The sequence below is a fragment of the Thermodesulfomicrobium thermophilum DSM 16697 genome, from assembly GCF_059568695.1.
Genome location: NZ_JCANTW010000015.1, coordinates 1 through 26,348, shown reverse-complemented (window position 1 = coordinate 26,348; position 26,348 = coordinate 1). Strand labels below are relative to the sequence as shown.

Sequence of the window (26,348 nt, the reverse complement as noted above, 5' to 3'; positions counted from 1 at the left end):
CCAGTCTCCTGTTCCTAGAAGCTCTTGGCGTAAAGGAGCGCCATATTGAAGAGGGACAATGTAATCCCCACGGCCCACACGTAGGTGAGCATCCATTTCCACGTCATGCGCGGGGTGATATTGTCAATGGCAATCTCCGCCAGATACGTAATTGCCAGGAGCATGATCATCCCAATAAAGCTGGTGCTCCAAAAGAGGCTGCAGATAGCCAAAATGAGGATGATGTCATACCAATGGGCGATTTCCAAAATGGCCAAGTACGGCCCCGAATACTCGGTGAGTACACCGCGAACGATCTCCTGATGGCCATGATGGCAGGCGGAGATATCAAAGGGCGATTTGCGCAGCTTGATGGTCAAAGCGAAGGTGAGCACCAGATAGAGCAGCGGCAGCATGAGGAAGATGGGCCGCTCATAGGCCAGGATATCGCTGATCTTGAAGCTCCCGGTCACGAAGTAGATGCCCACGAACACGATGACCAAGAGCGGCTCGTACGTGAGCATCTGGATGAGCTCACGCTGCGCGCCGATCTGAGAATACGGCGACGGTGTGGACAGGGCGCCCACCACCATGAACACCGCGCCGATGGTCATGACAAAGAAGATCATGAGCAAATCGCCCTGAATGACGAACAGGGCCAAGGAGAGCATGGAGGCGATGAGATAGATGTGGGCGCAAAAGATCTGCCACGTGTTCACCGCCTGGCGGTCTTTGCCCAGCAATTTGAAGACATCGTAGAAGGGCTGCAAGATGGGCGGGCCAAAACGTCCCTGGCACCAGGCCGTGAGCCGACGATCGAGCCCTGCCAGCAAACCGCCCACGATGGGGGCAAGGATTAAAGCAACAATCACGAAAATGATGGTTTTCGCTTCCATCTTAGAGTACCCCCGTCAGCAAGATGATGAGGATCCCCGTAGAGACCAGGTTGATCCATCCAGTAATACGGCCCTCACCAATCCATTGGTCCATATAGTAGTTGGATGTGGTAAAATCCGACCACTGCCCCAGCGGGCCTTTGAATCCAATTCGACGCGGATCAGTAGGATCTTGCAATCCGGCGACGTACGGAACGCTATAGGAGCGCTGGCTCACCCGCTTTTTGGACGAGGCACGGGCCGCCCAAACGACGCCCAAGACCATGACCAAAAAGATGGGGAACACGGCAAACATCCCGATGTTATTGGAGAAGACGCCCTGTGCGGCAATATACAGATCCGTCGAGTAGAAACGCTCCAAGACCGGCAGTACCATGGATGAGTACAGGCCCGGAGCCACAAAGCTCACCACCACGGCAGCCGAAGCCAAGATGAGCAGCGGCACGCGCACCAGCGGAGATTGGGCCTCTGCCGCCTGCTCTTCACCCATGACCGAAGTCATGATGAGCCCCAGCCAGCGGCCCCAGAAGACCATGGTGAAGGCCGAGCCTATGGCGAGCATGAGTACCACCAACGGCAACTGTGCCGAGGCCTCCACCGCCATCCACTTGGAAAGCAGGGCGCCGAAGGGCGGCAGGAACATGGTCACGATACCTACCACCACGATCATCGCGGTCTTGGGCATGATGCGGATGAGCCCACGCATGTCTTCGATGTCGCGGCTGCCGATCTTCTGTTCAATGGTGCCCACGCACAAGAACATGAGCCCCTTGGAGATGGCGTGGAAGACGATGAGCAAAATGGCTGCCGCCATGGCCGCCGGGGTATTGATGCCGGCGCAAGCGATGATCATGCCGAGGTTGCTGATGGTGGAGTAAGCCAGGATCTTTTTCCCATTGCTCTGGGAGATGGCGAGCAGGGCCGTGGTCAGGAAGGTGAAGGCCCCAAAGAGGGCCACATAGTGGCTGAATACCGTGCCGGCAAAGGCCGGGGCCAGACGGATGACCAGGTACACCCCTGCCTTCACCATGGTGCTCGAATGGAGCAAGGCCGAGACTGGAGTGGGGGCCACCATGGCGCCGCACAGCCAGCTCTGAAAGGGCACTTGAGCAGACTTGGTAAAGCCCGCAAAGCACATGAGCCCAATGGGCAGCAGGGCCACGGCCGCCACACCCGGGGTGGCGATGAGTTCCTGCAGATACAAGGGCATGCCTTTGGCGCGCAGCACCACCAAGGCCAGTACGAAGGCCACGCCGCCAAGCATGTTCATCCACAGGGCACGGGTGGCGTTGGTCACGGCCACTTCCGTACCGTCATGCTTGATGAGCATGAAGGAGCACAGAGTGGTCACTTCCCAGAAGAAATAGAGCCACAGCAGGTTGTTGGCGAACACGAGCCCATTCATGGCCCCCAAAAAGAGCACCATGAAAAAGAAAAACCGCCCCTGGCGGGACTTTTCCAAATGCAAATGGTGCTCATGCTCATCCATATAGGAAAGTCCGTAAATACAGATGAGCGATCCGATGATGGAGATGACGAGACTCATGATCATGGAAAGCTGATCACCGTAGAGGCTTGGACCTGCCGCCTCACCACCATGCAAAAAGAGCTCAAGAAACGCCAATGGAACAATCTGTAATACAGTAAGCGTTGCAATGAGTTTGTTCTTGAGCTGATAGCTTATCCCCAGAATCACGAAGAGCAAAGCAAAATCGAGAAACGCAACAAGCCCATCCACCGGAATGCCAAAAAGTATTTCCGGCGTCAGAGAGAATGCTTGCCCTTGCACTAATAGCAGGGATGCCAGGGATACGGCCACACCAGTACCAATGACCAGTATGGAACGTAGGGGTTTACTGTCGATCAGACATCCCAATGCCGCGAGGAACGGCAGCACGATGCTGACCCACATCATTTGAGAGACCATACAACCTCCTTGAAAAAACGTCCAACAGCCACATCTTTTATGGTCAACCGGAACAACCCGGTTTCCTCCATGCCGAGGCCACGGGAGGTCCTCCACTCCGAAGAGCGGATTTTTTGGTGGGGAAGGGTGCTAGCCAAGGGATTATCTTTCGTCAAGGGAGGTTGGGGGAAAACTGCCTTGGTTATCTAACCAAGCCCCCATGTGGCAAACCATTCTCCAGCCACCAGCACCAGCCAAGCGCCGGCGCACAGGAACGGTCCAAAGGGAATGGCGGTGGCAAGTCCCTGCGAACGCGACGTGCGGGCGATGCACAGGGCAAAGGTCGCCAGGGCAAACAGCGAGGCGCAGAGTATGGTCAGGGGGAGTTGGGTCGCCCCGGTCAGGGCCCCCAAGCCCAGCATGAGCTTCACATCTCCCAGACCCAGGCCCTCCACGTGGCGCAGGCGGGCGTATCCTTCTCGCACCGCCCACAAGAGCCCTGCTCCCAAAACCGCCCCAAGCACGGTGTCCATCCAGGACACCGGCACCCACAAGGGATGAATGAGGCCCAATACCGCCAAGGGATAGGTGAAGATATCCGGCAGGAGATAGGTCTCCCAATCGATGGCCCCGGCTACGAGAAAGATGCCCGTGGCCACGAGGTACACGAAAAACGCCGGGCTCAGGCCAAAACGCAGGGCCAAGATCATGGCCGCGGCCCCAGAAAGGCCTTCGAGGATGGGGTAACGCCAGGGGATCGGGGCAGCGCAGGCACGGCAACGACCGCGCTGGATCACAAACGAGAAGAGCGGAATGTTCTCCCAGGGCCGTAAGCGATGCCCGCAGACCGGACAATGGGATCCTGGCCACAGAATTGATCCGCCGGTGAGGTACCGATGCACACACACCGTGTAAAAGCTCCCCAGACACAGCCCCAACACCAGGGCAATCCAGGGAAAGGCCGCTTCCATCACTCCCCGGCCCCCAACATGGCATCGGTCCAGACCATGGCCTCATGATACGCGGCGCCCACCTGGGCAAGGGGCAACCCCAAGACCTCGGTCTGGGCGCGCACTCCAGGCCAATGGCAGCGGTCCAACTCCTGCGCCAGGAGAAGCCACGGGGCGTGGGGACTTGCGGGGTCCACCAGGATGGCCTGCACCGCAGGATCCAGGGGCAGCTCCGCAAGCACCGCCTCCATGGGCTGATCCAAGATACCATCGAGCAGAGAGAAAAAGCCCAGCAAAAACATGGCATCAGGTCCCAAGGGGGCTTGGCCTGCTTCCGCCAAAATCTGGAAGAAGCGCGCGCGGATCACGGAGAGGCGGACCAACTCTTGGGCCCTGGGGGCGGCATTCATATCGGCCAGCAGGGTCACCTGCAGCCATTGCTGGAGGTTCTTGCGGCCCAGCATGGAAGCGGCCCGCTGGATGGACTCCACCTTTTTCACCAAGGCGAAGCGCACGGAATTGATGTAGCGCAGCAAGCGGTACGAGAGCGAGACGTCCGCTTCCAAGATCCGCACCAGCTGCTCCAGGTCCGCCCCGTGGGAGAGCTCATGCAGCAGACGGATGCGGCTTGCTTGACTGGCGGTGAGTTTGCGGCCTTCGACAATTTCCGGCTTACGGAAAAAATACCCCTGAAAATAGACGAACCCCAGGCGCTTACACACCTCGAACATCTCCCGGGTCTCGACCTTTTCCGCCAGCAGGGTGATATTGTAGCGGCGCAGACTCTTGACAATGGCCATGACGCTCTCCGGCGTCTGCGTCAGGAGATCCACCTTGACGATATCCGCCAAGGCGCACAGCGGCTCAAAGCCGCTTTGTCCGACGAAGTCATCCAGGGCCAAGGTATACCCTGCTTCCTTGAGGCGCGCACAAGCGGCCAAGACCTCCGGCTCCGGAGTCACGGTCTCCAGGATTTCCACGATGGAGCGATCGGCGGGCAATACATAAGGCGCCTCCCCCAGAAGCAGGTTGCGAGGAAAATTGATCAATACCCGAGCTTCCGCGGGGACGTTTTCCGTGGCCACGGCAAACCCATCGGCAATCACTTGAAGCGTGGCCTGATCCGCATCCGTGATCACCGCCTGGCTCAAATCGGTTTTGCTGCGAAAAAGGAGCTCGTATCCCCAGACCCTTTGATCCGCAGTAAATACGGGCTGCCGTGCCACCACGATGGTTTCGTAGTACGATTCACTCATGATACTTCTCCGCGGAAATCCTCCTGGGTGCGGAAGTCCACAGCGCCTACGGCACCAGCGGCGCTCGGGACAGGCCCGCGTCCTCAGGAAAGCCGAGCATCACATTGGCATTGACCAAGGCCTGGCCAGAGGCTCCTCGGCACAAGTTGTCGATACACGACACCACGATGAGCCGCCGGGTGCGCTCGTCCACCACCACGGCGATATCGCAAAAATTGGTGCCCCGCACCCAGCGGGTCTCCGGCAACACCCCTGGCGGCAAAAACCGCACCCAAGGCTTGCCGGAGGCAAAGGCTGCATACACCTCCCGCACGCGGGCTTCGTCCACGTGGGGCCGCAGCCGACCATAGCAGGTAGCGAGAATGCCCCGGTCCATGGGCACCAAATGGGGATTGAACGACACGGTGAGCGCCTTGCCTGCGGCGCGGGAAAGCTCCTGCTCGATTTCCGGGGTATGGCGGTGGCGGCCCAAATTGTACGCCCGGAAACTGTCGTGCACCTCACAAAAGAGAGTGGCCACATTGGCCTTGCGGCCCGCGCCCGAGGCCCCGGATTTGGCGTCGATGATCAAGTCCTCCGGTTCCACCAGCCCCGCAGCCACGGCCGGATACAAGGCGAGGATGCTCGCGGTAGGATAGCAGCCTGGATTGGCCACCAGGCGCGCGCCAGCCACGGCTTCGGCGTAGAGCTCGGGCAGGCCGTACACGGCTTCGGGCACCAACTTTGGACATGCGTGATCCATGGCATACCACGCGGTGTACGTTCCCACATCCCGCAGCCGGAAATCCGCACTGAGGTCCACCACCCGGCAGCCTGCGGCCACGAGCTCCTTGGCCGCATGCATGGCCGTGCCGTGGGGGACCGCCAAAAAGACCACGTCGCAGGCGGCGGCCAAGGCGGCGTAATCCGGAGACTGCACCGGGACCTCCGCCATGGTGGTGCCATACAGATGAGGATAGAGATCTCCCAAGCGTTTGCCCGCCTCGGCCCGAGAGGTGGCGGCCACGAGTTCCATACCCGGGTGATGGAGTACCAGGCGGCACAACTCCATGCCCGTATATCCGGTCACCCCCACCAAACCCACGCGTTTGCGTTCCATGCGTCCCCCTACCCTGCCCGCTGAACGTATTTGAGCCGCAACTCGTAGAGCAGATCCTTGAGCAAACGGGCTTCGGTATCCGTCAAATTTCCTTGCGTCTTACACTGCAGCATGCACAAGATCTCGATGGTCTGTTTGGCGGCGATCAAGTCAGTGCGCACCACACCGCTTTCCGGTTCCGGCACTTCCCCCAAATGCACCAGGGCCGTGGAGGCCATGGAGAGCACAAAGGTGGAAAAATCCACTTGCGGAAGTTCCTTGCACACGCACGAAAGATCTTCTTGGGTGCTCATAGCGCCTCCTCGGGCAGTCCTGCCTGCAGGGCGGCTTCGTACGCCGCCATGGCGTCTTCCAAATACGTACGGGCCGCGCTGAAACCGCCGGCCTCCATGATTCCCTGACGCAGGGCATAGAGCCCGGCCAGAAGATCGCCGAAATCCACGTGTCCCATATGGCCGAGGCGGACAATCCGGCCCTTGAGCTGTCCTTGCCCGCCGGCCATGACCACGCCTCGCTTGGCCGCGGACTTCAGCACCCGGTCCCCGTCCACTCCAGCAGGCAGACGCACGGCAGTGAGGCCCCAGGTGAAATGTGTCTTGGCCAAGAGCTCCAGCCCCAGACTCTGCACGCCGCGCCGGGCCATGCAGGTCAGGGCCCATTGTTTCCGAAAGACCTGTTCCATGCCTGCTTCTTCGAAAAGGGCAAGGCTGACGGCCAGGCCCCGCAGGAGATTCACCGGCGAGGTAAAGAGCGTCTGCCCCTGCCGGGCCTTGGCACGTTCGGCAAGCAGGTTGAAATAGAAATGCCGCGGTCCCAAGGACTCCGCCTTGGCCCAGGCGCGCTCGGAAAGGGCCGCCAAGGCCAGACCGGGCGGCAGCATGAGGCCTTTTTGCGATCCGGTGAGCAGGGCGTCGATCCCCCAAGCATCCATGGGACAGGGAGAAACCCCCACCGCAGAGATGCCATCCGCCACCAAAAGCACCGAGCGCTGCCGAGTGATGGCGGCGAGTTCACGTACCGGATGGAGCACCCCGGTGGACGTCTCGGAGACCTGCACCAGCACCCCCACAACACTCGGATCCGCATCCAAGACCGCGCGCAGCTCCTGCGGGTCCACGGCCGTGCCCCAGGGCACGGCAAGCACCGTCACCACAAGCCCCAGGCTCTCGGCAATCTCCCGCCAGCGCTCGCCGAATTTTCCGCCTTCCACCACCACGACCTTTTCTCCCGGGGCAAAAAGGCTCCCTGCCACGGCCACCATGGCGCCGGTGCCGGAGCACGAAAGAGGCAAGACCGGCTGGGTCGTGCCAAAGAGCCGCATGAGGCGCGGTTGGAGCTCTTCCATGATCTCCACGAAGGCGGCCTTGCGGTGGTGGATCATGTCCTGCGCCAGGGCCAGACGCACGGCTTCGGGCAGCGGAGTGGGGCCTGGGGTCAGAAGTCGCAACTTATGTTCCATTGGTGTGGCAATCCTTGTGTTCATCGAATCCGCACAAATCCTATCCATGGGCCGCGGCCCAGTCCGGACCAATACCGAAATCCACCGCCAGGGGGACCTGCAGGGAAACCACGGAAGTCATGATGGCCGCCACCCGCTCCCCCACCGCCTGGGCGGTAGCCGTAGGGGCCTCCAGGACAAGTTCGTCATGCACCTGCAAAAGGAGCGCGCCTCCCAGCTGGCGCACCGTGGCATCCTCCTCCACCTGGAGCATGGCCATTTTGATGATGTCCGCCGCCGATCCCTGCACCACGGTGTTGACGGCCATACGCCGGGCGGCCTGAAGGACCGCGGGATTTGCCGAAGTCATACCTGGAAGGAGTCGGCGCCGTCCAGCCAGGGTGAGTACATACCCCTGCCGCCGGGCGGACTCTTCCACCATCGAATAAAACTCCCGCACTCCGCCCAGTTTTTCGAAATACCGCGCGATAAACGCCTTGGCCTCCTTTTGGGTGATCCCGAGCTCGCGGGCCAGTTTGGCCGGACCCATGCCGTAGAGCAACCCGAAATTGATGGTCTTGGCCCGGCGCCGCTCTTCTTTGCCCACAGCCTCTGGCGGGAGATCGAAAAGCAGGCTGGCGGTGCGCGTATGGATGTCTTCTCCCTGGGCAAAGGCGGCGGTGAGGGCAGGGTCCGCGCTCAAGTGGGCGAGCACGCGCAACTCGATTTGCGAATAGTCCGCAGCAATGAGCGTCTTTCCCGGCGGGGCCACGAAGCACGCCCGCACCGGGGCGCCCAGCGGCCCCCGGATGGGGATGTTTTGCAAGTTGGGGTCGCTGCTGGAAAGGCGACCGGTGGCTGTGGCCAGGTGGTTGAAGGTGGTGTGGATGCGGTCTGTAGCGTCGGCAGCGGCGGGAAGCGGCACGAGATAGGTGGAGCGCAGCTTCTCCAGCATGCGAAACTCCAAGACCATCTCCACCACGGGGTGGGCATGGCGGATCGCCTCCAGGGCCTCCACCGCCGTGGAGCGCGCCCCGCCTGCGGTCTTGCGCGGCGCAGGCAGTCCCAATTGATCGTAGAGCACCTGAGCAAGCTGTTGGCTGGATCGGATGTTGAACTGCGTTCCAGAAGCAGCATAAATACGCTGGGTCAGATCCTCCAAGCGCGCCTCCACCTGCTCCAGCAAGTTCGCGCACCGCGCCCTGTCCAAGGCGATGCCGCGCGCCTCCATGGCCACGAGCACCCGCACCAGCGGCAGCTCCAAGCGCAAATAGAGGTCCGTAAGCCCAGCCGCCTCGAGACGCTCCTGGAGCACTTCCCCGGCCCGGGCCACGGCGCGGGCACCGACGGCAGCAGTGTCCCCCAAAAGCTGGCCAGCCAAACGCGGCCAAGAATAGTCCCGGGCTTCGGGATCCAGGAGATAGGCCATGAGTTCCACGTCCCATACCGCGGCCCACGCATCCATCTCCCATCCTGCCCGGCGCAGCGCCTTGGAAGAGACCACGGTCCCCCTGACCTGATCCAGGGCGCGGCGCGGCGGCGGGCCAGGCACACGCCACAAATGCTCGCCTGCGGCAAGCTCCGTCACGTCGTCTTCCCGCCAAAGGGCAACCGCCTGGCCGGAAAGATCCGGAAGATCCTCCCACGAAGCCAGTGTGCGCGCCGCCGGAGCGGGGCCCTGCCGCGGCGCAGAGGGGAAGCCCACAAATTCCTGCAGTTCGGCTTCCAAAGAGCGGAAGCCAAAGCGTTGCACCAAGGCGGCCACTTTCTCCGGGTCCATGGGGCTTCGCGCCAAATCTTCCCAGGTGATCTCCGGGACACAGTCCGTGCGCAGGGTGGTGAGCTCCCGGTAGACGAACACGTCCTCCATGTGGGGAGAGAGCAACTTTTGGTCCTTGGGGGACAACTGATGGAGATTGGCGCACAAGGACTCCAGGTCCGGAAACTGGCGCAGCCAGCGGGCCGCGGTTTTGGGTCCCACCCGGGGCACTCCGGGGATGTTGTCCACACTATCGCCGGTGAGCGCCTGAAAATCCGGCCACTGCGCCGTCGTGACGCCATGGGTGGCCAAAACGTCCGCCGCCTGGGTGATCCGTTCGCCCCGGCCCGCAGGGTCCCACAACACCACCGACGGCCCAAGACATTGGCACAGGTCTTTGTCCGCGCCCACCAAGACCACCCGGCGGGCGGCAAATCGCGCCGCCAGACTGGCGAGGACGTCGTCGGCCTCACAGCCGTCTTGGGCGAGCACCGGGATGCCCAGATGCGCCACCGCCTCGCGAATGGCGGGAATCTGTACGGCCAAGTCCTCGGCCATGGCGGGTCTCCCCGCCTTGTAGGCAGGAAAACGCTCGTGCCGAAAGGTGGGGCCGCGGCCTTCCATGACAAAGGCGATATGCGTGGGATTCTCTTCGCGCAAGATCTTCAAAAGGACGCGGAAAACGAAAAACAACGCGCTGGTGGGAAAACCGTCCGGAGCGCGAAAATCCGGATAGGCATGAAAACCACGATGGATGAAGGCATGGCCATCCACCAGGAAGAGCGGCGGAGTCTTCCATCCCAACGAAGCGGCTACTGACATGGGCCATCCTCTTTGCGTTTTCGGGAGCAGGCCTGCAGACGATCCCACACGAATTGGCTCACGTGCTGGTCACTGACGTTGGCCAAGGGGATCTCCGCCCGGGCCATGGTGCGATGCCCGCCTGCAGAGCCGAACTCGCCAAAAAGGCGCTGGGCATATTTACCCATATCCTGACGCAATCCATCACCACGAAAAACCACAACCAATCGATCTTGAAAAATACCGCTGACAATGGTGGCAGAAACCCCGTGGACACGCAGGAAAAAATCCGCAAGGATGACCAAAATGTCGCTGGATTCTACTTTGCCCATGAAGATGAAGATGCCTTTTCCAAAAACACGTATTTTACGAAATGCTTGAGCAAAATAGGTAAGCCACTCCAATTTGAATTCCGAGCGGATAATTTTATGGAGCAGTGGGCGATGGTAAAATTTCGCAAGATACCGAAACGCCCGCATGTCCGTATCATGAAAATCACGCTCAAAGCTTTGTGTGTCGGTCTTGATGCCGTAGAGCAAAGCAGTGGCTAAGAGCTTTCCCGGTCGGATATCGAGATTATAGAGATATTCGGTCATGATCGTGGAATTGGCGCCGTATTCGGAGACAATCTCCACAAAATCCGCCTGTACCGGAGATTCTGGTGCCTTGGGATGATGATCGATGACCAAAGAAAAAGGAATGTCTGTGAGTTGGGTATTATGGTGCGGCTGGGAATCCACCAAGGCGAAACGGTCATACTGGGCGCGAAGCAACGGCGTGTATTTCTTGGAGGGGATGCGCAAAAGGCGCATCATAGCCAGGTTGTCCGGCCGGGAGATCTCATTGACATGGGCAATGCCCACCTCCGCCACACGACCGGCCATGATGCGCTTGAGCGCCATGGCCGAGGCCATGGCGTCCGGATCGGCAACGATCACGATGAGCCAACGCTCATTTTTATCCAATAAATCGAGAAGCTTCTCCAGCTTTGACCCAAGCTTGCGAAAATATGCCATACCGGCCTCACTTGAGGGTTTGGGGTAACCCAGCCACTACCAGATAGACGTGCTGGCACACAGCCGCAAGCTTCTGGTGCAGGCCCCCCAGGACGCGGGCCAACCTGCGGGCCCCGGCGTCCATCGCCAAGGGGGAAAGACCCATCTCCTGAGATACCATAAGCAGCCGCCCCTGCCGCCAGTTTTCCACCACCTCCATCAAGGCGGCGCTCTCCGCTGACCACACCCCGGCATCCAGGGCGGCAAAGGCCCAAAAATCGAGACTCTCCACCAAGACGGACGCCCCTTGCAGACTCCTGAGCGCTGTGGCCAGATGCACACCGCACTCCACCACCGGCAAATGCCCCGGGCGCTCTCGGCGGTGCGCCTCGATCTGCTCTCGAAAGCCAAGGTCATGGGCCTTGCCCGTGGCGAGAAAGACCGGATGGGGAAGGGAAAGCAGCCGCTCCACGGCAAACCGAGACTTGCCTGAAGCAGCGCCCCCTAAAATCAACTCGACCATGAAAGCCCCCACTCCTGCGCCCACTGGGAAAGGGTTGCTGCGCTCGCCTCCCAATGGGGCCAGGAAAAGACTTCCAGCACCAATGACACCGGCGCGGCTGCCGCAAACGCAGCGGTGGCGCAGAGAATCTGCCGCAAAAGCTCTGGATCCGGAAACGCTCCAAGGGGCAGGTGCCGACCCGAAGGCTCGCCGCCGTAGACGTGCAGCAGGCGGATGCGGGAAAAGAAATCCGGAAGATCGAGAATGCGCTGCTGGCCATAGGTGACGAGGTGCCCCACGTCCAAACACACCCCGAGGTTATATGCCTCGATCAGCGGCCAGACTGCCGTAAGGTCGGCTCCGGGGACGTTTTCGAGGGCCAGGGACGCCGCCAGCTTTGGAGAGCGCTCCAAAAGCCCTTCCAGCTGATAGGGCGTCGGCGGATGCAGCACCAAGGCGTGCGGGCCGACGAAGGCGGCCTTGTGGACCAAGGCATCGATGGCCGCTCCCGCAGCTTCCACACCGCGCTCCCACGGCACGTCCAGCGGCAAATGCACATGGTAGCGCAGAGGAAGCGTGGCAAGCTCCGAGGGAAGGTCCTCTTCGCCGTACGCGAGACACGCCTCGGTTTCCAAAAACATGAGCGCCACCTCAGGCACCACGCCGGCCAGGCGCGCACACGCCGGCCCCACGGGCAAGGGATACACACAGGAAGGGGCTGCACGGCGAAACGCGCTCATGGGAACACCAGTTGCCGGGAGACGACCTTGGTGCGCTCATCCACGAGCCGCACCACATCGCTGGGAATTTGGGAAAGAAACCGCGACGGCGCCATGGTCTGCACCTTTCCCCACAGGCGGCGCTGCCGGGAGGAGGTGAGGACAAGGCGCCGTTTGGCCCGGGTGAGGGCAACGTAGAAGATGCGCATCTCTTCGTCCTCAGGGCTCTCCGCCCACGGCAGCAGCCCATCTTCGAGGCATGGCACAAAAACCGTATGGAACTCCAGTCCCTTGGCCCCATGAATGGTCAAAAGCGGCACCTTTTGGGCCGCACGGAAGACCGCATGGTTGGCCATATCCAGCTGGAGCTGGGAAAGGAGGCGCTCCCACGATCCTGCCTCGCGGTAGCGAGCCGCCAACTCCTCCATGGGGGAACTTTGGGAGGCTTGCGGCATCCTCCCCTGCGCGTGCAGCCAGTGCACGACGGCAGGCGGGCCGCCGGCAAGGGTGCCGGCATCCATCTCAAGCTCCCCGGCAAGGGCCTGGCGCGCCGTATCGAGCACCATGCGCACCCCCGGATGATTCCACATGGGCTCGCCTTCGGCCCGGTAAACCGGCACCCCGGCCTCGCGCAAGGCGGTTTCCACAGGAGGCATCAGGCTCTGGGCCCGCACCAAAACGGCCACATCCTCCAAGGCCAAAGGTTCTGCCGCACTTTTACCGTCCATCTGCCAATGGCCGGACTGCCCCACCATGGCGGCAATGGTGCTGGCGATCCAGCGGGCTTCTTGCTCGGCGTGGGCAAAGCTCCCCAGGCGTACCTCTCCCACGTGGTGGAACACGGGCTGAAGCATGGGATGACAAGAAAAAGGGGCCGCCGCGCGGAGAATTTGCGGCGCGCTGCGGTAATTCTGTGTCAAACGCACCACCTGCAGCCCAGGCCAGAGGGCGCGCGCTGCCTCCTCCAGGGGGGCTGATCCGCGAAACCCGTAGATGGACTGATCGGCATCTCCAATGAGAAACACCCCAGAACCGTCTTCCCGCGCCAGATACCCGATGATGCGCCATTGCAACGGCGAAAGGTCCTGGGCTTCGTCCACGAGCACATGAGTATACGGCGGCCTTTTTTCTTGACGCAGCGCTTCCAGCCAATTTTCCAAAAGGTCCGTATAATCCCACACCCCAAGAAGCTCTTTGCGGGCGGTATAGGCAGGATCTGGCAAGGCGGAGAGGGTTTCCCGGCCCCGCTGCATGGCGGCGTATGCATCACGCAGCGCCCGGCCGGAAAGCTCCGGATGAGCAGCGGCAAACACGGCGCGGGCCTCGTCGTCTGCAAGGAGCACACGCTCTGCCTCCAAGGAGGCCCAAGCCGCGGCATGCAGGGTATCGGCCTGAACGAGATCGGCGCTGTTTCCCAGATGGGCGCGCAGGCGCTCCCGCAGCTCCTGGGCGGCCTTGCGGGTGAAGGTCACCACGAGGATTTGGGAAAGCGGCACCCCCTGCTTCGCCAGCGCAAGGACCTGAGCCACCAAGGTATGGGTCTTTCCGGTGCCTGGCCCCGCGCTCACGAGTACCGGACCGGAAGCGGCAATGGCGGCGTGTTGTTCCGCATTGGGAAACACAGCGTGGTTTGTGGATTGGGTTGCCGCGGCATCCTGCAAGGACCTTTCCACTTCTTCGCGGCGGCGCCGGCTGCGGCGCGGGGCGTCGTGGGCAACAGGACCAAAACGCACGCGGTCTTCGGCGGTGAGGGTATGGATGCGACCATACTGCCCATCATAGCCCGGGGTGCGGACGACGTTTCCCTGGCGCATGCGGGAGATGGCCTCCCCGAGCAGCGGATGGAATTGGCGCAGATCGCTTTCCGGCACTTCCAACAGCAGCGGGAGCTCCGGACCCAAGGCGGCGATGGCGCGGGCATACATCTCCTGAACGCGCTTGGAGGCCGCGCCGACCCCCAAGACCTCGGAGACAATCTCCGCCAGCGGGATCACGGAAACAAATCCCGGATGGGCGGCGGGCTGTTGCGGCTCATCGCGATCGGCCAATTGGAAGACCCGGTGCAGTACCCCAAGGGTCAAGGGCTTTCCGCATTGAGGGCATATCCCCTGTAACTCTTTGGTCTGCCGGGGGGAGAGCACCACCTGGCAGGCACGGTGCCCATCGAGGTGGTATTTCCCTTCCTCCGGGAAAAATTCCACGGTACCCAAGAACTGCGCTCGGGAGCTGGTACCGGAAAGGGCCCCGCGCAGGGCGCTGAAATCCATGGCCCCGGCAAAACGGTTGGCCTCACGACCCAGTTTTTCTCCAGAATGGGCATCGGAATTGGAGATGAGCTGGAAGCGATCCAGGCTGCTCACGAGCCAGTTCATGTCCGGATCTGAAGAAAGTCCTGTTTCCAGGGCAAAGATCTCGCTCGCCAGAGGGCCGAAGCATTCTTCGATGTGATCGAATCCCGATTGGGAGCCAAACAGAGAAAACCAGGGCGTCCACACATGGGCAGGCACCAGAAAGGCGTCGGCATGGATATCGAGCACCATGGCGAGCAGGTCCTGGCTGTCGAGCCCCAGGATGGGGCGGCCGTCGGAATCGAGGTTGCCGATTTTGCCCAGGCGCTCCCGCAAGGCCTTGGCCGCCTCCAGTGTCGGCAGGTAGACTAAATTGTGGATTTTGCGGACGCGGCCGTTTTTTTTGTAAATGGAGCTGATCTCGGTGCTCAAGATGAAACGGGCCGTGCCAGCAATAGCGCCGGGATACCAGGCAAGGCGCTCGGCCGCGCTTTCCGGGCGGCAAAGGGTCAAAAACCCGCTGCCATCAGGCTCCAGCTTTTCCTCGATGGCCTCAAGCCACGCTCCATGAAGACAATCTCCCGTGGCCACCACGGCGATGCCTTTCACTTCCGCCCACGCCGCCAGAAGTTCCAGGTCCAGTGTTTTGCTCGTGGCCCGAGAATATCTCGAATGAATATGGAAGTCCGTATAGTAAAGTTCGTTCACGAAGTCCTCGGCCGGGTCAGGGTAAAGGTCACGCCCGCATCGGAATTGGCCGCCACCTCGAGCAGGGCACCGTTTTGTGCAGCCAAGCGCCGGGAAATGGCAAGCCCAAGCCCTGTGCCCTGAGGTTTGGTGGTCACGAAGGGATCAAAGCAACGGCGCAGCATGTCCGCCGTCATTCCCGGACCGGTGTCACGCACGGCAAGGGACTGGGCTTCCGGCCCTTCGGTGTTTTCCACCACCACCTGACGGGGGGGATAGGGCTTGCTGTCCACAGCCTGGCAGGCGTTGGCGAGCACATTACTCACGATGTGGTGCAAATGGGTGCGGTCGAACACCCAGACGGCGTCCGTCACTTGCAGGATCACTTCCACCCGGGGATAGCGCAGACGCATGGTTTCCGCCATTTCTTGCAAAAACGGAACTAATGCAATTTCCTCCAGACAGGGGTCCGAAGGCCGGGCAAAGACGAGAAAATCATGCACCAAGGCATCCAAGCGGTCCACATCCCGCACCACCACGTGGGCCAACCGGCGGCGATGGGCCTCTTCCAAATCGCCAGCCATGAACAATTGCAAACTCGCCTTGATGCCGGCCAGGGGGTTTTTCATCTCGTGGGCAAGGCCGGCGGCCAAGTCCGCCACCGCCACCAAGCGCTCCATTTCCTGCACCTGCCGCTCCAAACGTTGGATTTCCGTGATGTCGGAGAAAAGCAGGATCCATCCGTCCTCGCCCAAAGGGCTGAGCCGAAATCCATAGACTTTGCCCCGCGCCAGGCTGTGCACGATGTTGCGCACCGGAAGACGGAAGCGCTCCTGCCAAAAAGGAGCAAATTCGGGAAAAATCTCCACCAACGACTTGCCTTCCACGGATCCATGACCGCCTACTTCCGCCATGGCGGCGGCATTGAGGGAAGTAATGCGGCCATGGGGATCGAGAAGGACCAATGACGTGTCGAGGCCATGAAACACTTTGCGTTGGAGATCCTCCGCCTTTTTGAGGGCCATATCCCGCTCATGAAGACGGCGTAGAATCTCCAATTCTCCGTGTTTTTGGATACGGACCAATCCGTTGACAAGCAAAAATCCAACACAAAGCATACAAAAATTGTATGCGATATATGAACCTCGAATATGTTCTTCTCCCCAATAATAAGGAAAATAAAATTGAAAACACGAAAGAAAAAAAAGTGAAAATATAAAAACAAAAGAAATAATTATCGATTTTTGGATTCCATGAAATTTTCCATAATAAAAAATCATGATAAAGATAATAAAAAGAAATGGACTAAACGTTACTCCTGTCAAAAAAATCCAAAAAGTGGAAAGAATAATATCGATAACAATTTGAGAAGAAAAAAACCAGTGCTCATGAAGAAACCAACGTTGGAGCAAGAGATAAACGATGTTCGCTCCAAATCCAAAAAAGAAAAATATTCCGTATAAAAGCTGGCGCTGAGGAATAAAGACCATCTCCCGTACTGAGAGATGAAGCCACTCAGCAATCACGGTCAAAAGACAGACAGTAACAATCCCCAAACGGGAAGCAGTACACTTCAGAAAGAAAGAGCGCAGCTGCAGGGCAAAGGCTGCGTCAATGTTTGGAGCCACAGTCCGACTCGTCTCCCTGAAGCTTGGCAATGGCGTGGGGCAGGGCGGAAACCACTGCGGCCAAATTTTCTCGAACAGCCTTGGGGCTTCCGGGGAGGTTGAGGACGATGCTCTCCCCCAAAGTGCCTGCAACTGCCCGGGAAAGGGCCGCATGCGGGGTTTTTTGCAAGGCTGCGAGCATCATGGCGGTTTCGAGCCCCGGCAAACGCCGCTCGATGGCCGCAAGGGTCACCTCTGGGGTGATGTCCCGCGGGGCCACGCCAGTACCGCCGCTGGTGACGACGAGATCGAATCCCTGCACCAAGCAGAGGTCCATGAGATAGCGCTTGAGCGTGGGGGCGTCGTCAGGGATGACCACCATGGCATGGGTGGTCACGGCAAGGGAGTCCTGAAGCAGCTCCAAGACCGCAGGTCCGCTGGTATCCTCGCGTTCACCGCGCGATCCCTTGTCGCTCAAGGTGACCACTGCCACTGCCAGACCAGGCCGCGTCAGCTCCACAGTGGAGGCCCCTTGAGCCAGTCTGCCCGAGGTGATTCGGCATGCCACCAATTGGTGAAGCATTCCTTGTGCGTCCGGACAGATGCTCACCGCATGCACCATTACCTGAGTGCTGCGCACCGTGCACACATCTCCCACGCGCAAACGGCGCGGCGCTTCCTCGATGCGCACCGGACACGGCAAAGGCGCTTCCGATCCAGGAACTGCTATCCAGGCCCAAAAGTTCGAACTGGAAAGGCGATTGGCAACGAGATGCATATGAGGCCTCCTGATGCATATGGCGATGGGTGCCTAACAAAGGCACGCTGCCCTGTCACCCATGGGAACACCTGTGGAATACCACAAGGATTCTCGGAATGTTTTCAAAGGTTTTCGCGGAGATCCCGCGCTCTTCGTTTCTCAAGTCACTGATGCCGATACTTCAGTGTTCATATTTTATATATAAAAATCAAATGATTATATATTTTATCGACAAAAACACAGCCTCAAACTTTTCCACCATTTTTTCATAAATGATACCGGGCCTCTCTTTGTCGGAAAGGCCCGTTCCTGTGCCGCATTTCAAATCCGGGTCGATCACAGCGCAGACTGGAGCACCGTGATGATATCGGCCTCGGTCATCGGGGGACGCCCCGGGAGGTTCCCATTTTCATCATGAACCACCTGCAAAGTATCCTTGGCATACTGTGGAATCAGCGTCCCATCGATCTGAAGGTCGGAAAACCGCGTTGGGCACCCAATGCGTTGGAGAAACGCCTCGAAGGCATCGATCCCCTGAAGCGCACCTGCGATATCCTCTGGCCCTTTGACCTCTATGCCAAAGATACGGCGGGCAAACTGGACAAATTTTTCCGGACGTTTTCTGGCGGCAAAGCGCATCCATGCCGGATTCACCACCGCAAGCCCTGCCGCATGGGGAATGTCATGGTACGCGGACAGCGTATGCTCGATCATATGCACGGGAAAGGCGCCATTGGTTCCTGCGCTGACCCAGCCGTTGAGCGCCACGATGGACGCCCATTGAACCTGGGTGCGGGCCTGCAGATCGTGTCCATCAGCCAGTGCTTTCGGGCCCCACTCCATGGCAGCAAGAATGACCCCTTCCGCAAAACGGTCTTGAATGGGGGTGTGATCGACCCCATTGAAGTACGATTCCGTCACATGGGTGATCAGGTCACAGATTCCATAGGCCGTATGGTTTTTGGGCACACTCACCGTCAGTTCCGGATCCACGAGAGCCACTTTCGGATACAGACACTCGGCACGGACAAATGATTTTACTTTTGTTTTTGGGTTAGTAATGACTGCATTGGCGTTCATCTCGGAACCCGTTGCCGCAAGTGTCGGTACCGTGATGATCGGTAATGCCTTTTGCGGAATATACGGATCCTTTTTTCCGTCATGAATCATATCCCATGGATCTCCGTCGTAATACAACGCCGCAGCCATGACTTTCGCGGCATCCATGGTGCTTCCGCCACCCAAGGCGATGACCACATCACATTGCTCGATTCTTGCGATTTCTGCACCACGCTTGACGGTATCGATTCTGGGGTTGGGCTCCACTCCAGAACATTCCGCAAAGCGAACTCCAGCTTCGTGCAGACTTGTGACGACGCGATCGAAGATCCCTGCACGTTTGACACTGCCACCTCCGGTGACGATCAGCGCCTTTGAGCCATATTTCTTGGTGATTTCTCCAATTTTTGAAAGATTTCCAATCCCGAAAACAAGCCGTGTTGGGTTGTAGAATTCAAAATGCATACGAATTCCTCCTGTTCATCAAAGTTTCATAACATCCATCCAATCGCCTCAAAGAGTATCTGTTCGAGAAGCCTGAGGCAACTCGGGCCGATGGCAAGCTGCGCACATGAGCACGGCAGGACATCGAGCACGTGCACAAAGAACACCTGTGGAACATGGGTGTTCGAGTTGTCCCGCTCTCGTTCTCTCCCCTCCTACTTCTGCCGAAACCGTTTTCGTGTTTCCAGACATGTTGGAGGATATGTCATAATTTACCCAAAAAAATCAAACAAATACCGTAAAAAGAAACATGAGTACACCCCCTATTCTCTTCCACAAATTTTTCTTTCTTCAAGATAGTTGGAGTCATTGTCTCCATATCCTCCCAGGAGAGGCGCATTGCGGTTCCCGCGGGTGTGGGCTACACACGGCGGCACTTCGTCTCCACGTTCCATTTTTTCGAGGTGATCAGTGATGTCCATTCCCATGCCTTCGGATCTGCCGCCAGTGCACCTGTCCGCCAACGCCGAACTCGTGCTCACCAAACGCTATCTTCGCAAAAACCTCGAAGGGCAGCCCACGGAAACCCCGCAGGAGCTCTTCTGGCGTGTTGCTTCGTCCATTGCCCAGGTGGAAATCCAGTACCCGAACTCACCCTGGAAAGCGCCCGAACTTGCCCGGGTCTTTTACGACCTGATGGTGAACCGGGTCTTTCTTCCCAATTCTCCGACCCTCATGAACGCCGGCACCGAGCTGGGACAGCTGGCCGCCTGCTTTGTGCTGCCAGTGGGCGATTCCATGGAAGAAATCTTCGATGCGGTAAAACACGCCGCCCTGATTCATAAATCCGGCGGCGGTACGGGATTTTCTTTTTCCCGACTGCGGCCGCACAAAAGCCGGGTGGGATCCACCGGGGGCATCGCCTCCGGACCTCTTTCCTTTCTCAAGATTTTCAACACCGCCACCGAGCAGGTGAAGCAAGGCGGCACCCGACGCGGGGCCAACATGGGGATTTTACGGGTGGACCATCCGGATATCCTGGATTTCATCCGTGCCAAGGAAAAGGACGGTGAGCTCAATAACTTCAATCTTTCCGTTGCCCTCACCGAATCCTTCATGCAGGCGGTGGAACGCGACGAGGACTATCCCCTCATTGCCCCCCACACCGGCAATATCGTCCGCACCTTGAAGGCCCGGGAAGTGTTCGATCTCTTGGTGCGCAAGGCCTGGGAGAGCGGAGACCCGGGCATCATCTTTCTTGACCGCATCAACCGCGACAATCCCACCCCCGACCAAGGGGAGATCGAAAGCACCAACCCATGTGGTGAGCAACCGCTCCTTCCCTATGAGGCGTGTAATCTCGGATCGATCAATCTCGCGCTCTTTGTGGATCCGGAGCACGATACGCCGATCCAATGGGAGAGGCTTCGGGAAACGATCCATCTCGCAGTGCGTTTTCTCGATAACGTCATCGATGCATCGCAATACCCATTGCAGCGCATCACAGAAACAGTGCACCGCAATCGCAAGATCGGTCTGGGAATCATGGGATGGGCAGATATGCTCTTTCAACTTCGTATTCCCTATGACTGCCCTGAGGCGCTCGATCTTGCTGAAGAGGTAATGGCGTTCATCCAGCACGAAAGCAAAATTGCCTCTGCAGCGCTTGCCGAAGAACGTGGTCCGTTCCCTGCCTACGCGACGTCAGTCTACGCCGCCCGTGGTGAAGGCCCGTATCGCAACGCGACCACGACCACCATTGCCCCGACAGGGACGCTTTCGATTCTTGCGGGATGTTCTTCCGGCATCGAGCCGTTGTTTGCGCTCGCCTTTGTGCGCCAGGTCATGGATGGGGAAAAGCTTCGCGAAATCAACCCCTATTTCCTCGAAGCCCTTCGGGAAGTGGATGGAGTGGATGAGCAGGCCGTTGTGGAGCATGTACTGGCCACGGGTTCTGTACGGGAGCTTGCCTTCCTTCCGGAAACCGTGCGCCGGGTCTTTGTCACGGCCATGGACATCGAGCCGGTATGGCATTTGAAGATGCAAGCCGCCTTCCAACGCCATACGGACAATGCCGTCTCCAAGACGGTCAATCTCCCCAATGCGGCGACGGAAGAAGACATCCGGACCATCTATCTCCTGGCGTATCAGGAAGGCTGCAAAGGAGTGACGGTATACCGCGACGGTTGCAAGGCGAGCCAAGTTCTTTGCACGGGAGATGGCGCCGCCAACAAGGAAGACACCCCCAGGGTTCTGGGGGAATGCACCCCCATGGAGCGGCCGGATATCGTGTATGGATTCACCCAAAAGGTAAAGACTGGCTTGGGAGATCTCTATCTCACCGTCAACGAGATCGACGGCCGGCCTTTTGAGGTCTTTGCCACTATCGGTCGCTCTGGCCGCTCCATCACCGCCAAGGCCGAAGCCATCGGTCGTCTGGTGTCCTTGGCGTTGCGCTCAGGCATTCACGTGCGCGAGATCGTCAAGCAGCTCAAGGGGATCGGCGGTGAGCATCCGGTGTTTCAGAAAAAAGGCATGCTCCTTTCCATTCCGGACGCCGTCGCCTGGGTCTTGGCCCAGCACTATCTGGGCGAGGAAAATATTCCATCGTCGGCAACGAGTCTGGTGAAACCCATCTGTCCCGATTGTGGACGGGAGCTGACCTTCCAGGAAGGCTGCTTTTTGTGTGCGGCATGTGGGTTTACCCGGTGTGGATGATGTGGCTGGCTTTCCATGATTGACGTCACTCACCTCTCCTTTTCCTTTGGAAATCACCTGGTGCTCCAGGATGTCTCCTTCACCTTGGGACAAGGGGAGTTTGCGTTTCTCATGGGGCCATCGGGATCTGGAAAAACGACGCTGCTGCGTATCCTCCACGGTGCCCTGCCGCTGACTCGGGGAAAGGCCACCGTGGCAGGATTTGAACTGCGTAAAATTACTTCCTGGAACCGCCATCTGCTGCGCCGCATGGTCAGTGTCGTCTTCCAGGATTTCAAAGTCCTTCCCCACCGTACGGTTTTCGACAACGTCGCGTTGCCGCTGTTTGTCCGTGGAACAGCAAAAGATATCATTCATAAACGTGTTGCTGTCGTACTGCGTAGCCTGCACCTCGAAGATAAAGTCCAGGTGCGCTGCGAAGAGCTTTCCGGCGGTGAGCAGCAACGCGTTGCCGTGGCTCGGGCCATTGTGGTCAAACCGAAAGTCCTTTTGGCCGATGAACCCACAGGAAATCTCGATCGCACTCTTGCTCTGCGCATGATGGACGTGTTTCGCCAATTCAATCGATTTGGTACTACAGTGCTTCTGGCAACCCATAATCCGGAGATGGTTGCACGTGTCCCGGAAGCGCGTGTCCTGAACATTCAGGAGGGCCGGGTCGTATGATGCTTGTTCGTCTCGTTTCCCAGGGAGTGCGGGATATTTTTCGGACGCCGCTTTCTCTTGCCACCACGGTGCTTTCGCTAACGGTCGTTATTTTTTTAGGAAGTTCTTTTCTCTTCGTTCTTTATAATCTTGATCGCAATATCAAAGCATCACAAGGTGAAGTCGTCTTTCAAATCTATTGGAAGCCGGATGCACCCAAAGAGACCGTTTTTCAGCATTGGAGCTCCATTGGCGAAATGCCCGGCGTCATTTCCTTGGAGACGTTCACACCACTGGACGCGCTGAACAAGCTCAAAGATCGGTTTTCCATTGAGGATAATCTTTCTCTGGAAACAACCCTCCCTTATACCGCATTGATCTATGCTCGTGTACCAGAAGCCGACCCGCGGGCCTGGATGCAGGCCATGCATGATCGTTTGCTTGCGCTTCCAGGGGTCGAGCAGGTCCATTATGATCCCTTGCGGGTGGATGGCGCAGCGTCGTGGTTTTCCTGGAGCAAACGCCTCTTTATCCCCGTTGCGACAGTCCTTTTGACGTTGATTGCCCTTGCCAGTGGTGTTGCAGTACGGGTGACTCTTGCGGTGAAACGGGAAGAATTGGAGCTTCTGAGCCTGGTCGGCGCAAGTCCATTCTTTATGCGTATTCCATTGGTCGTCGGCGCGGCAACACAAGGGATTTTAGCAAGTCTCATCGCCATTTCCATGCTTTACGGAGTACATCGGTATCTTCAAACAATGTTTCAAGGAACGCTCTTTGCGTTTTCTTTTCTTCCGCAGTCGTATATTTTTATATGTATTGGAACAGTAATACTTTTTTCTATTCTTGGTTCATATATCTCGTTTCGTCAATTTTAAAAATTGGGGTTGGTTATGCGTCGCAGCTCGGTGATGACTTCTGGACTCGAAAAAGCGCCACATCGCTCTCTTCTGTATGCACTTGGGCTCACCCAAGAAGAAATGGGGCGGCCGCTCATTGGTGTCGTCAATTCCGCCAATGAGATCGTTCCCGGGCATATGCATCTTCATACCATCGCGCAGGCAGTCAAAGACGGGGTGCGCATGGCGGGGGGAGTTCCCATGGAATTTCCGGTCATCGGTGTCTGCGATGGGCTTGCCATGAATCATGCCGGCATGCGCATGAGCTTGCCCAGCCGGGAACTCATTGCCGACAGTATTGAAATCTGCGCCGTGGCGCTCCCGTTTGACGGCTTGGTGTTCATCCCCAATTGCGACAAAGTCGTGCCTGGTATGCTCATGGCCATGGCCCGCCTCAATATCCCAAGCATCATGGTGAGCGGTGGTCCCATGTATGCCGGCCGCCGGGGCGGCGCTGCGGTGGATCTCATCACGGTGTTTGAGGGCGTGGGCAAGGTGCGCTCCGGCGCCATGACCGAGGCCGAACTGGAAGACCTCGCCCAATGCGCGTGCCCGGGGTGTGGTTCGTGCGCCGGCATGTTTACGGCCAATTCCATGAACTGCCTGTGCGAGGCGTTGGGAGTGGCATTACCGGGCAATGGGACCATCCCGGCGGCCACCAGCGCCCGGCTGCGCCTGGCCAAAGAGGCGGGTATGCGGGTGATGGATCTGGTGCGCCAAGAGGTGCGGCCACGGGATATCATCACGGAAAAGAGCCTCAAAAACGCGGTCACTGTGGATATGGCCTTGGGGTGTTCCACCAATACCGTACTCCACTTGCCTGCAGTGTTCCGGGAGGCAGGACTGCATCTCGACCTCGATTTCTTCGATGCCATCAGCCGCGGGACCCCCAACTTGTGCCGTCTCTCTCCCGCAGGATCCCAGCACATCGAAGACCTGCACGAAGCAGGAGGCATCCCTGCGGTCATGAGCGAGCTTGCCAACCTTGGTATCCTCGATCTTTCCGTGTCCACGGTCACTGGAAAGACCCTGGGAGAAAATCTCGCTGGTGTCCGGGTGCTGCGCACCGATGTCATTCGGCCGGCTGTAGATCCGTATTCGCCTGAGGGCGGTATCGCTATTTTGCGTGGAAGCCTGGCCCCGGATGGGGCTGTGGTGAAACAATCGGCCGTGGCTGCCGAGATGCTCCAGCGAGAGGCCCGCGCCCGGGTGTTCGACGGCGAGGAAGCCGCAGTGGCTGCTATTTTGGGCGGCGCCATCCAGCCTGGAGACGTGGTGGTCATCCGTTACGAGGGCCCCAAGGGCGGCCCAGGCATGCGGGAGATGCTCACCCCCACTTCGGCCATTTCCGGTATGGGCCTTGGGGAGAGCGTGGCCCTCATTACCGACGGCCGTTTCAGCGGCGGCACCCGCGGGGCGGCCATCGGCCATGTGAGCCCGGAGGCGGCGGAGGCAGGACCCATCGCGCTGGTGCAAGATGGGGACATCATTGGCATCGATATCCCCAACCGGCGTTTGGACCTGATGGTGGACGAAGCGGAACTTGCCCGGCGCAAAGCGGCCTGGAAGCCCGTGAAGAAAGAAATCACTTCGCCGGTGCTGCGCCGTTATGCCCGTTTGGCGGCGTCTGCCGCCCAAGGAGCCGTGTTCGATTGATGGCTGCAGGGATCTGGTCCCCGTCTTTGCTCGGCATGGCGGCTGTGTGGACAATTCAGCGGTTGATGGAGGCCTTGATGGTCTCCTGGCCGCGCCGGGGGCGGCGTCTTTTGGTGATTGGCGCCGACCCCGGGATCCACTGCCGGTTTTTTTGGTCGTGCGGCTTTGATGTGATCTTGGCCGCGCCGGATCCCCGGGTCTTGGCCGAGGCACGGCAATCTTTGGGGGACGCAGCGGACGTTCATCTGGCGCAACCAGACCATCTTCCCTGGGAGGAGGATGCCGTGGACTACGCCCTCGTGCTCTTTGCCATGACCCCGAAAAACCGTCAGGCCGTCGTCACCGAGGCCGTCCGCGTAGCCCGCAGCGGAGTGATGCTGGTCTTTGGCGATACCCTCGCTTTGGCCAGACCCTTGACCCCTTCCCTGCCGCAGACTGGGCCGTGGTGGGGGCTGCGTCGGCTTCTGCGTCTGGTCCACCCAGCAGGGCGCATCCGCTCGGCCTCGGTCGTCCCTGGGCTCAAGCTTCCCTGGGGCGCAAGCACGCCGCTTTTGCCGCCAGGAATCGGACCTTGCTGCGGAATCCTGCACGATTTCTCTCCCACACCCACTACCACACCGCTGTGGGCGTGGCGGCATGGGGTGGAAATCTCCTGATTACTCGCCGATGATCTTGACGAGGACGCGTTTTTTTCTGCGGCCGTCAAATTCCCCGTAAAAGATCTGTTCCCACGGTCCGAGGTCCAGCCGGCCTTCCGTGACCGCCACCACGACCTCACGCCCCATGATCTGGCGCTTCATGTGGGCGTCGGCATTGTCTTCCCCCACGTTGTGCCGGTATTGATGCACTGGCTCATGAGGCGCGAGCCGCTCCAGCCATTTCTCGTAATCGTGGTGAAGACCCGGCTCATCGTCGTTGATAAAAACCGATGCCGTGATGTGCATGGCGTGTAAACCGCCAATGAAAATGTCACCTTTTTGGGACGGTTTGGGACAATAAAAATGTCATGGTTTCCACCAATGGTTGTTGTTCCCCTACCAAGTCCCCGGAGTTGTCTCCTGGGGGTTATGAATCGCCCTCGCTATGGGTTCACGAGGGTGAAGATACCAGTGCCATGAGGATTCTGCCGCAGGGGAGGTCTGCTCCCGTTCCTGGGCCCCTCTTGCCAACGATTTTTCCTCAGAAGCCGGTTCTTCCGAAGATTTTCCCGTGACAACGGGGACAAGGACAAAGGCCTCTCCGTCCGCCAGCGCCATGAGCTCGTCATCAAGCTTTTCGACCACGGTGA

At 59.0% G+C, this 26,348-nt stretch carries 20 protein-coding genes and 2 pseudogenes; 5 read left to right on the top strand and 17 right to left on the bottom strand.

Going from position 1 to position 26,348, the window contains the following annotated elements; genetic code table 11:
- Window positions 1–14: 14 nt before the first annotated feature.
- The 15 genes from BR00_RS08620 to BR00_RS08550 form a co-directional block, all read right to left on the bottom strand.
- Window positions 15–875 carry a respiratory chain complex I subunit 1 family protein gene (locus BR00_RS08620; protein ID WP_496477187.1) on the bottom strand — a complete coding sequence of 287 codons (861 nt, stop codon included), beginning with the start codon at window positions 873–875 and terminating at the stop codon, window positions 15–17.
- 1 nt (window position 876) lies between these two features.
- Window positions 877–2,802, bottom strand: a complete 1,926-nt coding sequence (locus BR00_RS08615; RefSeq protein WP_496477186.1) for an NADH-quinone oxidoreductase subunit 5 family protein — start codon at window positions 2,800–2,802, stop codon at window positions 877–879.
- Between the two features lie 185 nt (window positions 2,803–2,987).
- On the bottom strand, window positions 2,988–3,752 hold the full coding sequence (locus BR00_RS08610) for a prepilin peptidase (protein ID WP_496477319.1): 765 nt from the start codon (window positions 3,750–3,752) through the stop codon (window positions 2,988–2,990).
- Complete coding sequence (locus BR00_RS08605; protein ID WP_496477185.1) at window positions 3,752–4,987, bottom strand: EAL and HDOD domain-containing protein; 1,236 nt, start codon at window positions 4,985–4,987, stop codon at window positions 3,752–3,754. The genes BR00_RS08610 and BR00_RS08605 overlap by 1 nt, the downstream gene beginning before the upstream one ends.
- 46 nt (window positions 4,988–5,033) lie before the next feature.
- Window positions 5,034–6,086 carry an N-acetyl-gamma-glutamyl-phosphate reductase gene (gene argC, locus BR00_RS08600; RefSeq protein WP_496477184.1) on the bottom strand — a complete coding sequence of 351 codons (1,053 nt, stop codon included), beginning with the start codon at window positions 6,084–6,086 and terminating at the stop codon, window positions 5,034–5,036.
- A gap of 8 nt (window positions 6,087–6,094) precedes the next feature.
- Entirely contained in the window at window positions 6,095–6,379 is a 285-nt protein-coding gene (locus BR00_RS08595; RefSeq protein ID WP_496477183.1) for a DUF1844 domain-containing protein, read from the bottom strand.
- Window positions 6,376–7,545 (bottom strand): pyridoxal-phosphate-dependent aminotransferase family protein, encoded by a 1,170-nt coding sequence (locus BR00_RS08590; RefSeq protein WP_496477182.1) that lies wholly within the window; start codon window positions 7,543–7,545, stop codon window positions 6,376–6,378. The genes BR00_RS08595 and BR00_RS08590 overlap by 4 nt, the downstream gene beginning before the upstream one ends.
- A 40-nt stretch (window positions 7,546–7,585) precedes the next feature.
- Window positions 7,586–10,105 carry a DNA polymerase I gene (locus tag BR00_RS08585; protein ID WP_496477181.1) on the bottom strand — a complete coding sequence of 840 codons (2,520 nt, stop codon included), beginning with the start codon at window positions 10,103–10,105 and terminating at the stop codon, window positions 7,586–7,588.
- Window positions 10,096–11,100: a DHH family phosphoesterase gene (locus BR00_RS08580; RefSeq protein ID WP_496477180.1), complete on the bottom strand. Its 1,005-nt coding sequence runs from the start codon at window positions 11,098–11,100 to the stop codon at window positions 10,096–10,098. Before BR00_RS08580 ends, BR00_RS08585 begins: the two co-directional genes overlap by 10 nt.
- A gap of 7 nt (window positions 11,101–11,107) precedes the next feature.
- Complete coding sequence (locus BR00_RS08575) at window positions 11,108–11,602, bottom strand: bifunctional adenosylcobinamide kinase/adenosylcobinamide-phosphate guanylyltransferase (protein ID WP_496477179.1); 495 nt, start codon at window positions 11,600–11,602, stop codon at window positions 11,108–11,110.
- The gene (cbiR, locus tag BR00_RS08570; RefSeq protein ID WP_496477178.1) at window positions 11,590–12,321 is read right to left on the bottom strand and encodes a cobamide remodeling phosphodiesterase CbiR; all 732 of its coding nucleotides are present in this window, start codon (window positions 12,319–12,321) and stop codon (window positions 11,590–11,592) included. The genes BR00_RS08575 and cbiR overlap by 13 nt, the downstream gene beginning before the upstream one ends.
- Entirely contained in the window at window positions 12,318–15,296 is a 2,979-nt protein-coding gene (locus tag BR00_RS08565; protein WP_496477177.1) for a UvrD-helicase domain-containing protein, read from the bottom strand. Before BR00_RS08565 ends, cbiR begins: the two co-directional genes overlap by 4 nt.
- Window positions 15,293–16,300: a two-component system sensor histidine kinase NtrB gene (locus BR00_RS08560; protein ID WP_496477176.1), complete on the bottom strand. Its 1,008-nt coding sequence runs from the start codon at window positions 16,298–16,300 to the stop codon at window positions 15,293–15,295. Before BR00_RS08560 ends, BR00_RS08565 begins: the two co-directional genes overlap by 4 nt.
- 586 nt (window positions 16,301–16,886) lie before the next feature.
- The gene (locus tag BR00_RS08555) at window positions 16,887–17,660 is read right to left on the bottom strand and encodes a MogA/MoaB family molybdenum cofactor biosynthesis protein (RefSeq protein WP_496477175.1); all 774 of its coding nucleotides are present in this window, start codon (window positions 17,658–17,660) and stop codon (window positions 16,887–16,889) included.
- A gap of 318 nt (window positions 17,661–17,978) precedes the next feature.
- Complete coding sequence (locus BR00_RS08550) at window positions 17,979–19,166, bottom strand: iron-containing alcohol dehydrogenase (protein ID WP_496477174.1); 1,188 nt, start codon at window positions 19,164–19,166, stop codon at window positions 17,979–17,981.
- Window positions 19,167–19,619: 453 nt separating this feature from the next.
- On the opposite strand from BR00_RS08550, the gene BR00_RS08545 reads away from it, so the two are divergent.
- From BR00_RS08545 to BR00_RS08525, 5 genes are all read left to right on the top strand, one after another.
- Window positions 19,620–21,863: a vitamin B12-dependent ribonucleotide reductase gene (locus BR00_RS08545; protein ID WP_496477173.1), complete on the top strand. Its 2,244-nt coding sequence runs from the start codon at window positions 19,620–19,622 to the stop codon at window positions 21,861–21,863.
- A 15-nt stretch (window positions 21,864–21,878) separates the two neighbouring features.
- Entirely contained in the window at window positions 21,879–22,529 is a 651-nt protein-coding gene (locus BR00_RS08540; protein ID WP_496477172.1) for a cell division ATP-binding protein FtsE, read from the top strand.
- On the top strand, window positions 22,526–23,383 hold the full coding sequence (locus BR00_RS08535; RefSeq protein WP_496477171.1) for a cell division protein FtsX: 858 nt from the start codon (window positions 22,526–22,528) through the stop codon (window positions 23,381–23,383). The genes BR00_RS08540 and BR00_RS08535 overlap by 4 nt, the downstream gene beginning before the upstream one ends.
- Before the next feature lie 15 nt (window positions 23,384–23,398).
- Window positions 23,399–25,060 carry a dihydroxy-acid dehydratase gene (gene ilvD / locus BR00_RS08530; protein ID WP_496477170.1) on the top strand — a complete coding sequence of 554 codons (1,662 nt, stop codon included), beginning with the start codon at window positions 23,399–23,401 and terminating at the stop codon, window positions 25,058–25,060.
- A gap of 77 nt (window positions 25,061–25,137) precedes the next feature.
- Window positions 25,138–25,716 (top strand): class I SAM-dependent methyltransferase, encoded by a 579-nt coding sequence (locus tag BR00_RS08525; protein ID WP_496477169.1) that lies wholly within the window; start codon window positions 25,138–25,140, stop codon window positions 25,714–25,716.
- Here BR00_RS08525 and BR00_RS08520 read toward each other — a convergent pair.
- A pseudogene (locus BR00_RS08520) lies at window positions 25,717–26,013 on the bottom strand (secondary thiamine-phosphate synthase enzyme YjbQ); the annotation flags it as partial.
- An 81-nt stretch (window positions 26,014–26,094) separates the two neighbouring features.
- Window positions 26,095–26,348: pseudogene (locus tag BR00_RS08515) on the bottom strand (ISNCY family transposase); the annotation flags it as partial.

What these genes read in the sequence shown, in the direction of transcription:
- BR00_RS08550 (WP_496477174.1), bottom strand. Translation starts at nt 19,166, where the DNA reads ATGCATTTTGAATTCTACAACCCAACACGGCTTGTTTTCGGGATTGGA.
- BR00_RS08555 (WP_496477175.1), bottom strand. Translation starts at nt 17,660, where the DNA reads ATGCATCTCGTTGCCAATCGCCTTTCCAGTTCGAACTTTTGGGCCTGG.
- cbiR (WP_496477178.1), bottom strand. Translation starts at nt 12,321, where the DNA reads ATGAGCGCGTTTCGCCGTGCAGCCCCTTCCTGTGTGTATCCCTTGCCC.
- ilvD (WP_496477170.1), top strand. Translation starts at nt 23,399, where the DNA reads ATGCGTCGCAGCTCGGTGATGACTTCTGGACTCGAAAAAGCGCCACAT.
- BR00_RS08560 (WP_496477176.1), bottom strand. Translation starts at nt 16,300, where the DNA reads ATGGCCCTCAAAAAGGCGGAGGATCTCCAACGCAAAGTGTTTCATGGC.
- BR00_RS08620 (WP_496477187.1), bottom strand. Translation starts at nt 875, where the DNA reads ATGGAAGCGAAAACCATCATTTTCGTGATTGTTGCTTTAATCCTTGCC.
- BR00_RS08595 (WP_496477183.1), bottom strand. Translation starts at nt 6,379, where the DNA reads ATGAGCACCCAAGAAGATCTTTCGTGCGTGTGCAAGGAACTTCCGCAA.
- BR00_RS08590 (WP_496477182.1), bottom strand. Translation starts at nt 7,545, where the DNA reads ATGGAACATAAGTTGCGACTTCTGACCCCAGGCCCCACTCCGCTGCCC.
- BR00_RS08615 (WP_496477186.1), bottom strand. Translation starts at nt 2,802, where the DNA reads ATGGTCTCTCAAATGATGTGGGTCAGCATCGTGCTGCCGTTCCTCGCG.
- BR00_RS08540 (WP_496477172.1), top strand. Translation starts at nt 21,879, where the DNA reads ATGATTGACGTCACTCACCTCTCCTTTTCCTTTGGAAATCACCTGGTG.
- BR00_RS08545 (WP_496477173.1), top strand. Translation starts at nt 19,620, where the DNA reads ATGTCCATTCCCATGCCTTCGGATCTGCCGCCAGTGCACCTGTCCGCC.
- BR00_RS08585 (WP_496477181.1), bottom strand. Translation starts at nt 10,105, where the DNA reads ATGTCAGTAGCCGCTTCGTTGGGATGGAAGACTCCGCCGCTCTTCCTG.
- BR00_RS08575 (WP_496477179.1), bottom strand. Translation starts at nt 11,602, where the DNA reads ATGGTCGAGTTGATTTTAGGGGGCGCTGCTTCAGGCAAGTCTCGGTTT.
- argC (WP_496477184.1), bottom strand. Translation starts at nt 6,086, where the DNA reads ATGGAACGCAAACGCGTGGGTTTGGTGGGGGTGACCGGATATACGGGC.
- BR00_RS08610 (WP_496477319.1), bottom strand. Translation starts at nt 3,752, where the DNA reads ATGGAAGCGGCCTTTCCCTGGATTGCCCTGGTGTTGGGGCTGTGTCTG.
- BR00_RS08525 (WP_496477169.1), top strand. Translation starts at nt 25,138, where the DNA reads ATGGTCTCCTGGCCGCGCCGGGGGCGGCGTCTTTTGGTGATTGGCGCC.
- BR00_RS08605 (WP_496477185.1), bottom strand. Translation starts at nt 4,987, where the DNA reads ATGAGTGAATCGTACTACGAAACCATCGTGGTGGCACGGCAGCCCGTA.
- BR00_RS08535 (WP_496477171.1), top strand. Translation starts at nt 22,526, where the DNA reads ATGATGCTTGTTCGTCTCGTTTCCCAGGGAGTGCGGGATATTTTTCGG.
- BR00_RS08580 (WP_496477180.1), bottom strand. Translation starts at nt 11,100, where the DNA reads ATGGCATATTTTCGCAAGCTTGGGTCAAAGCTGGAGAAGCTTCTCGAT.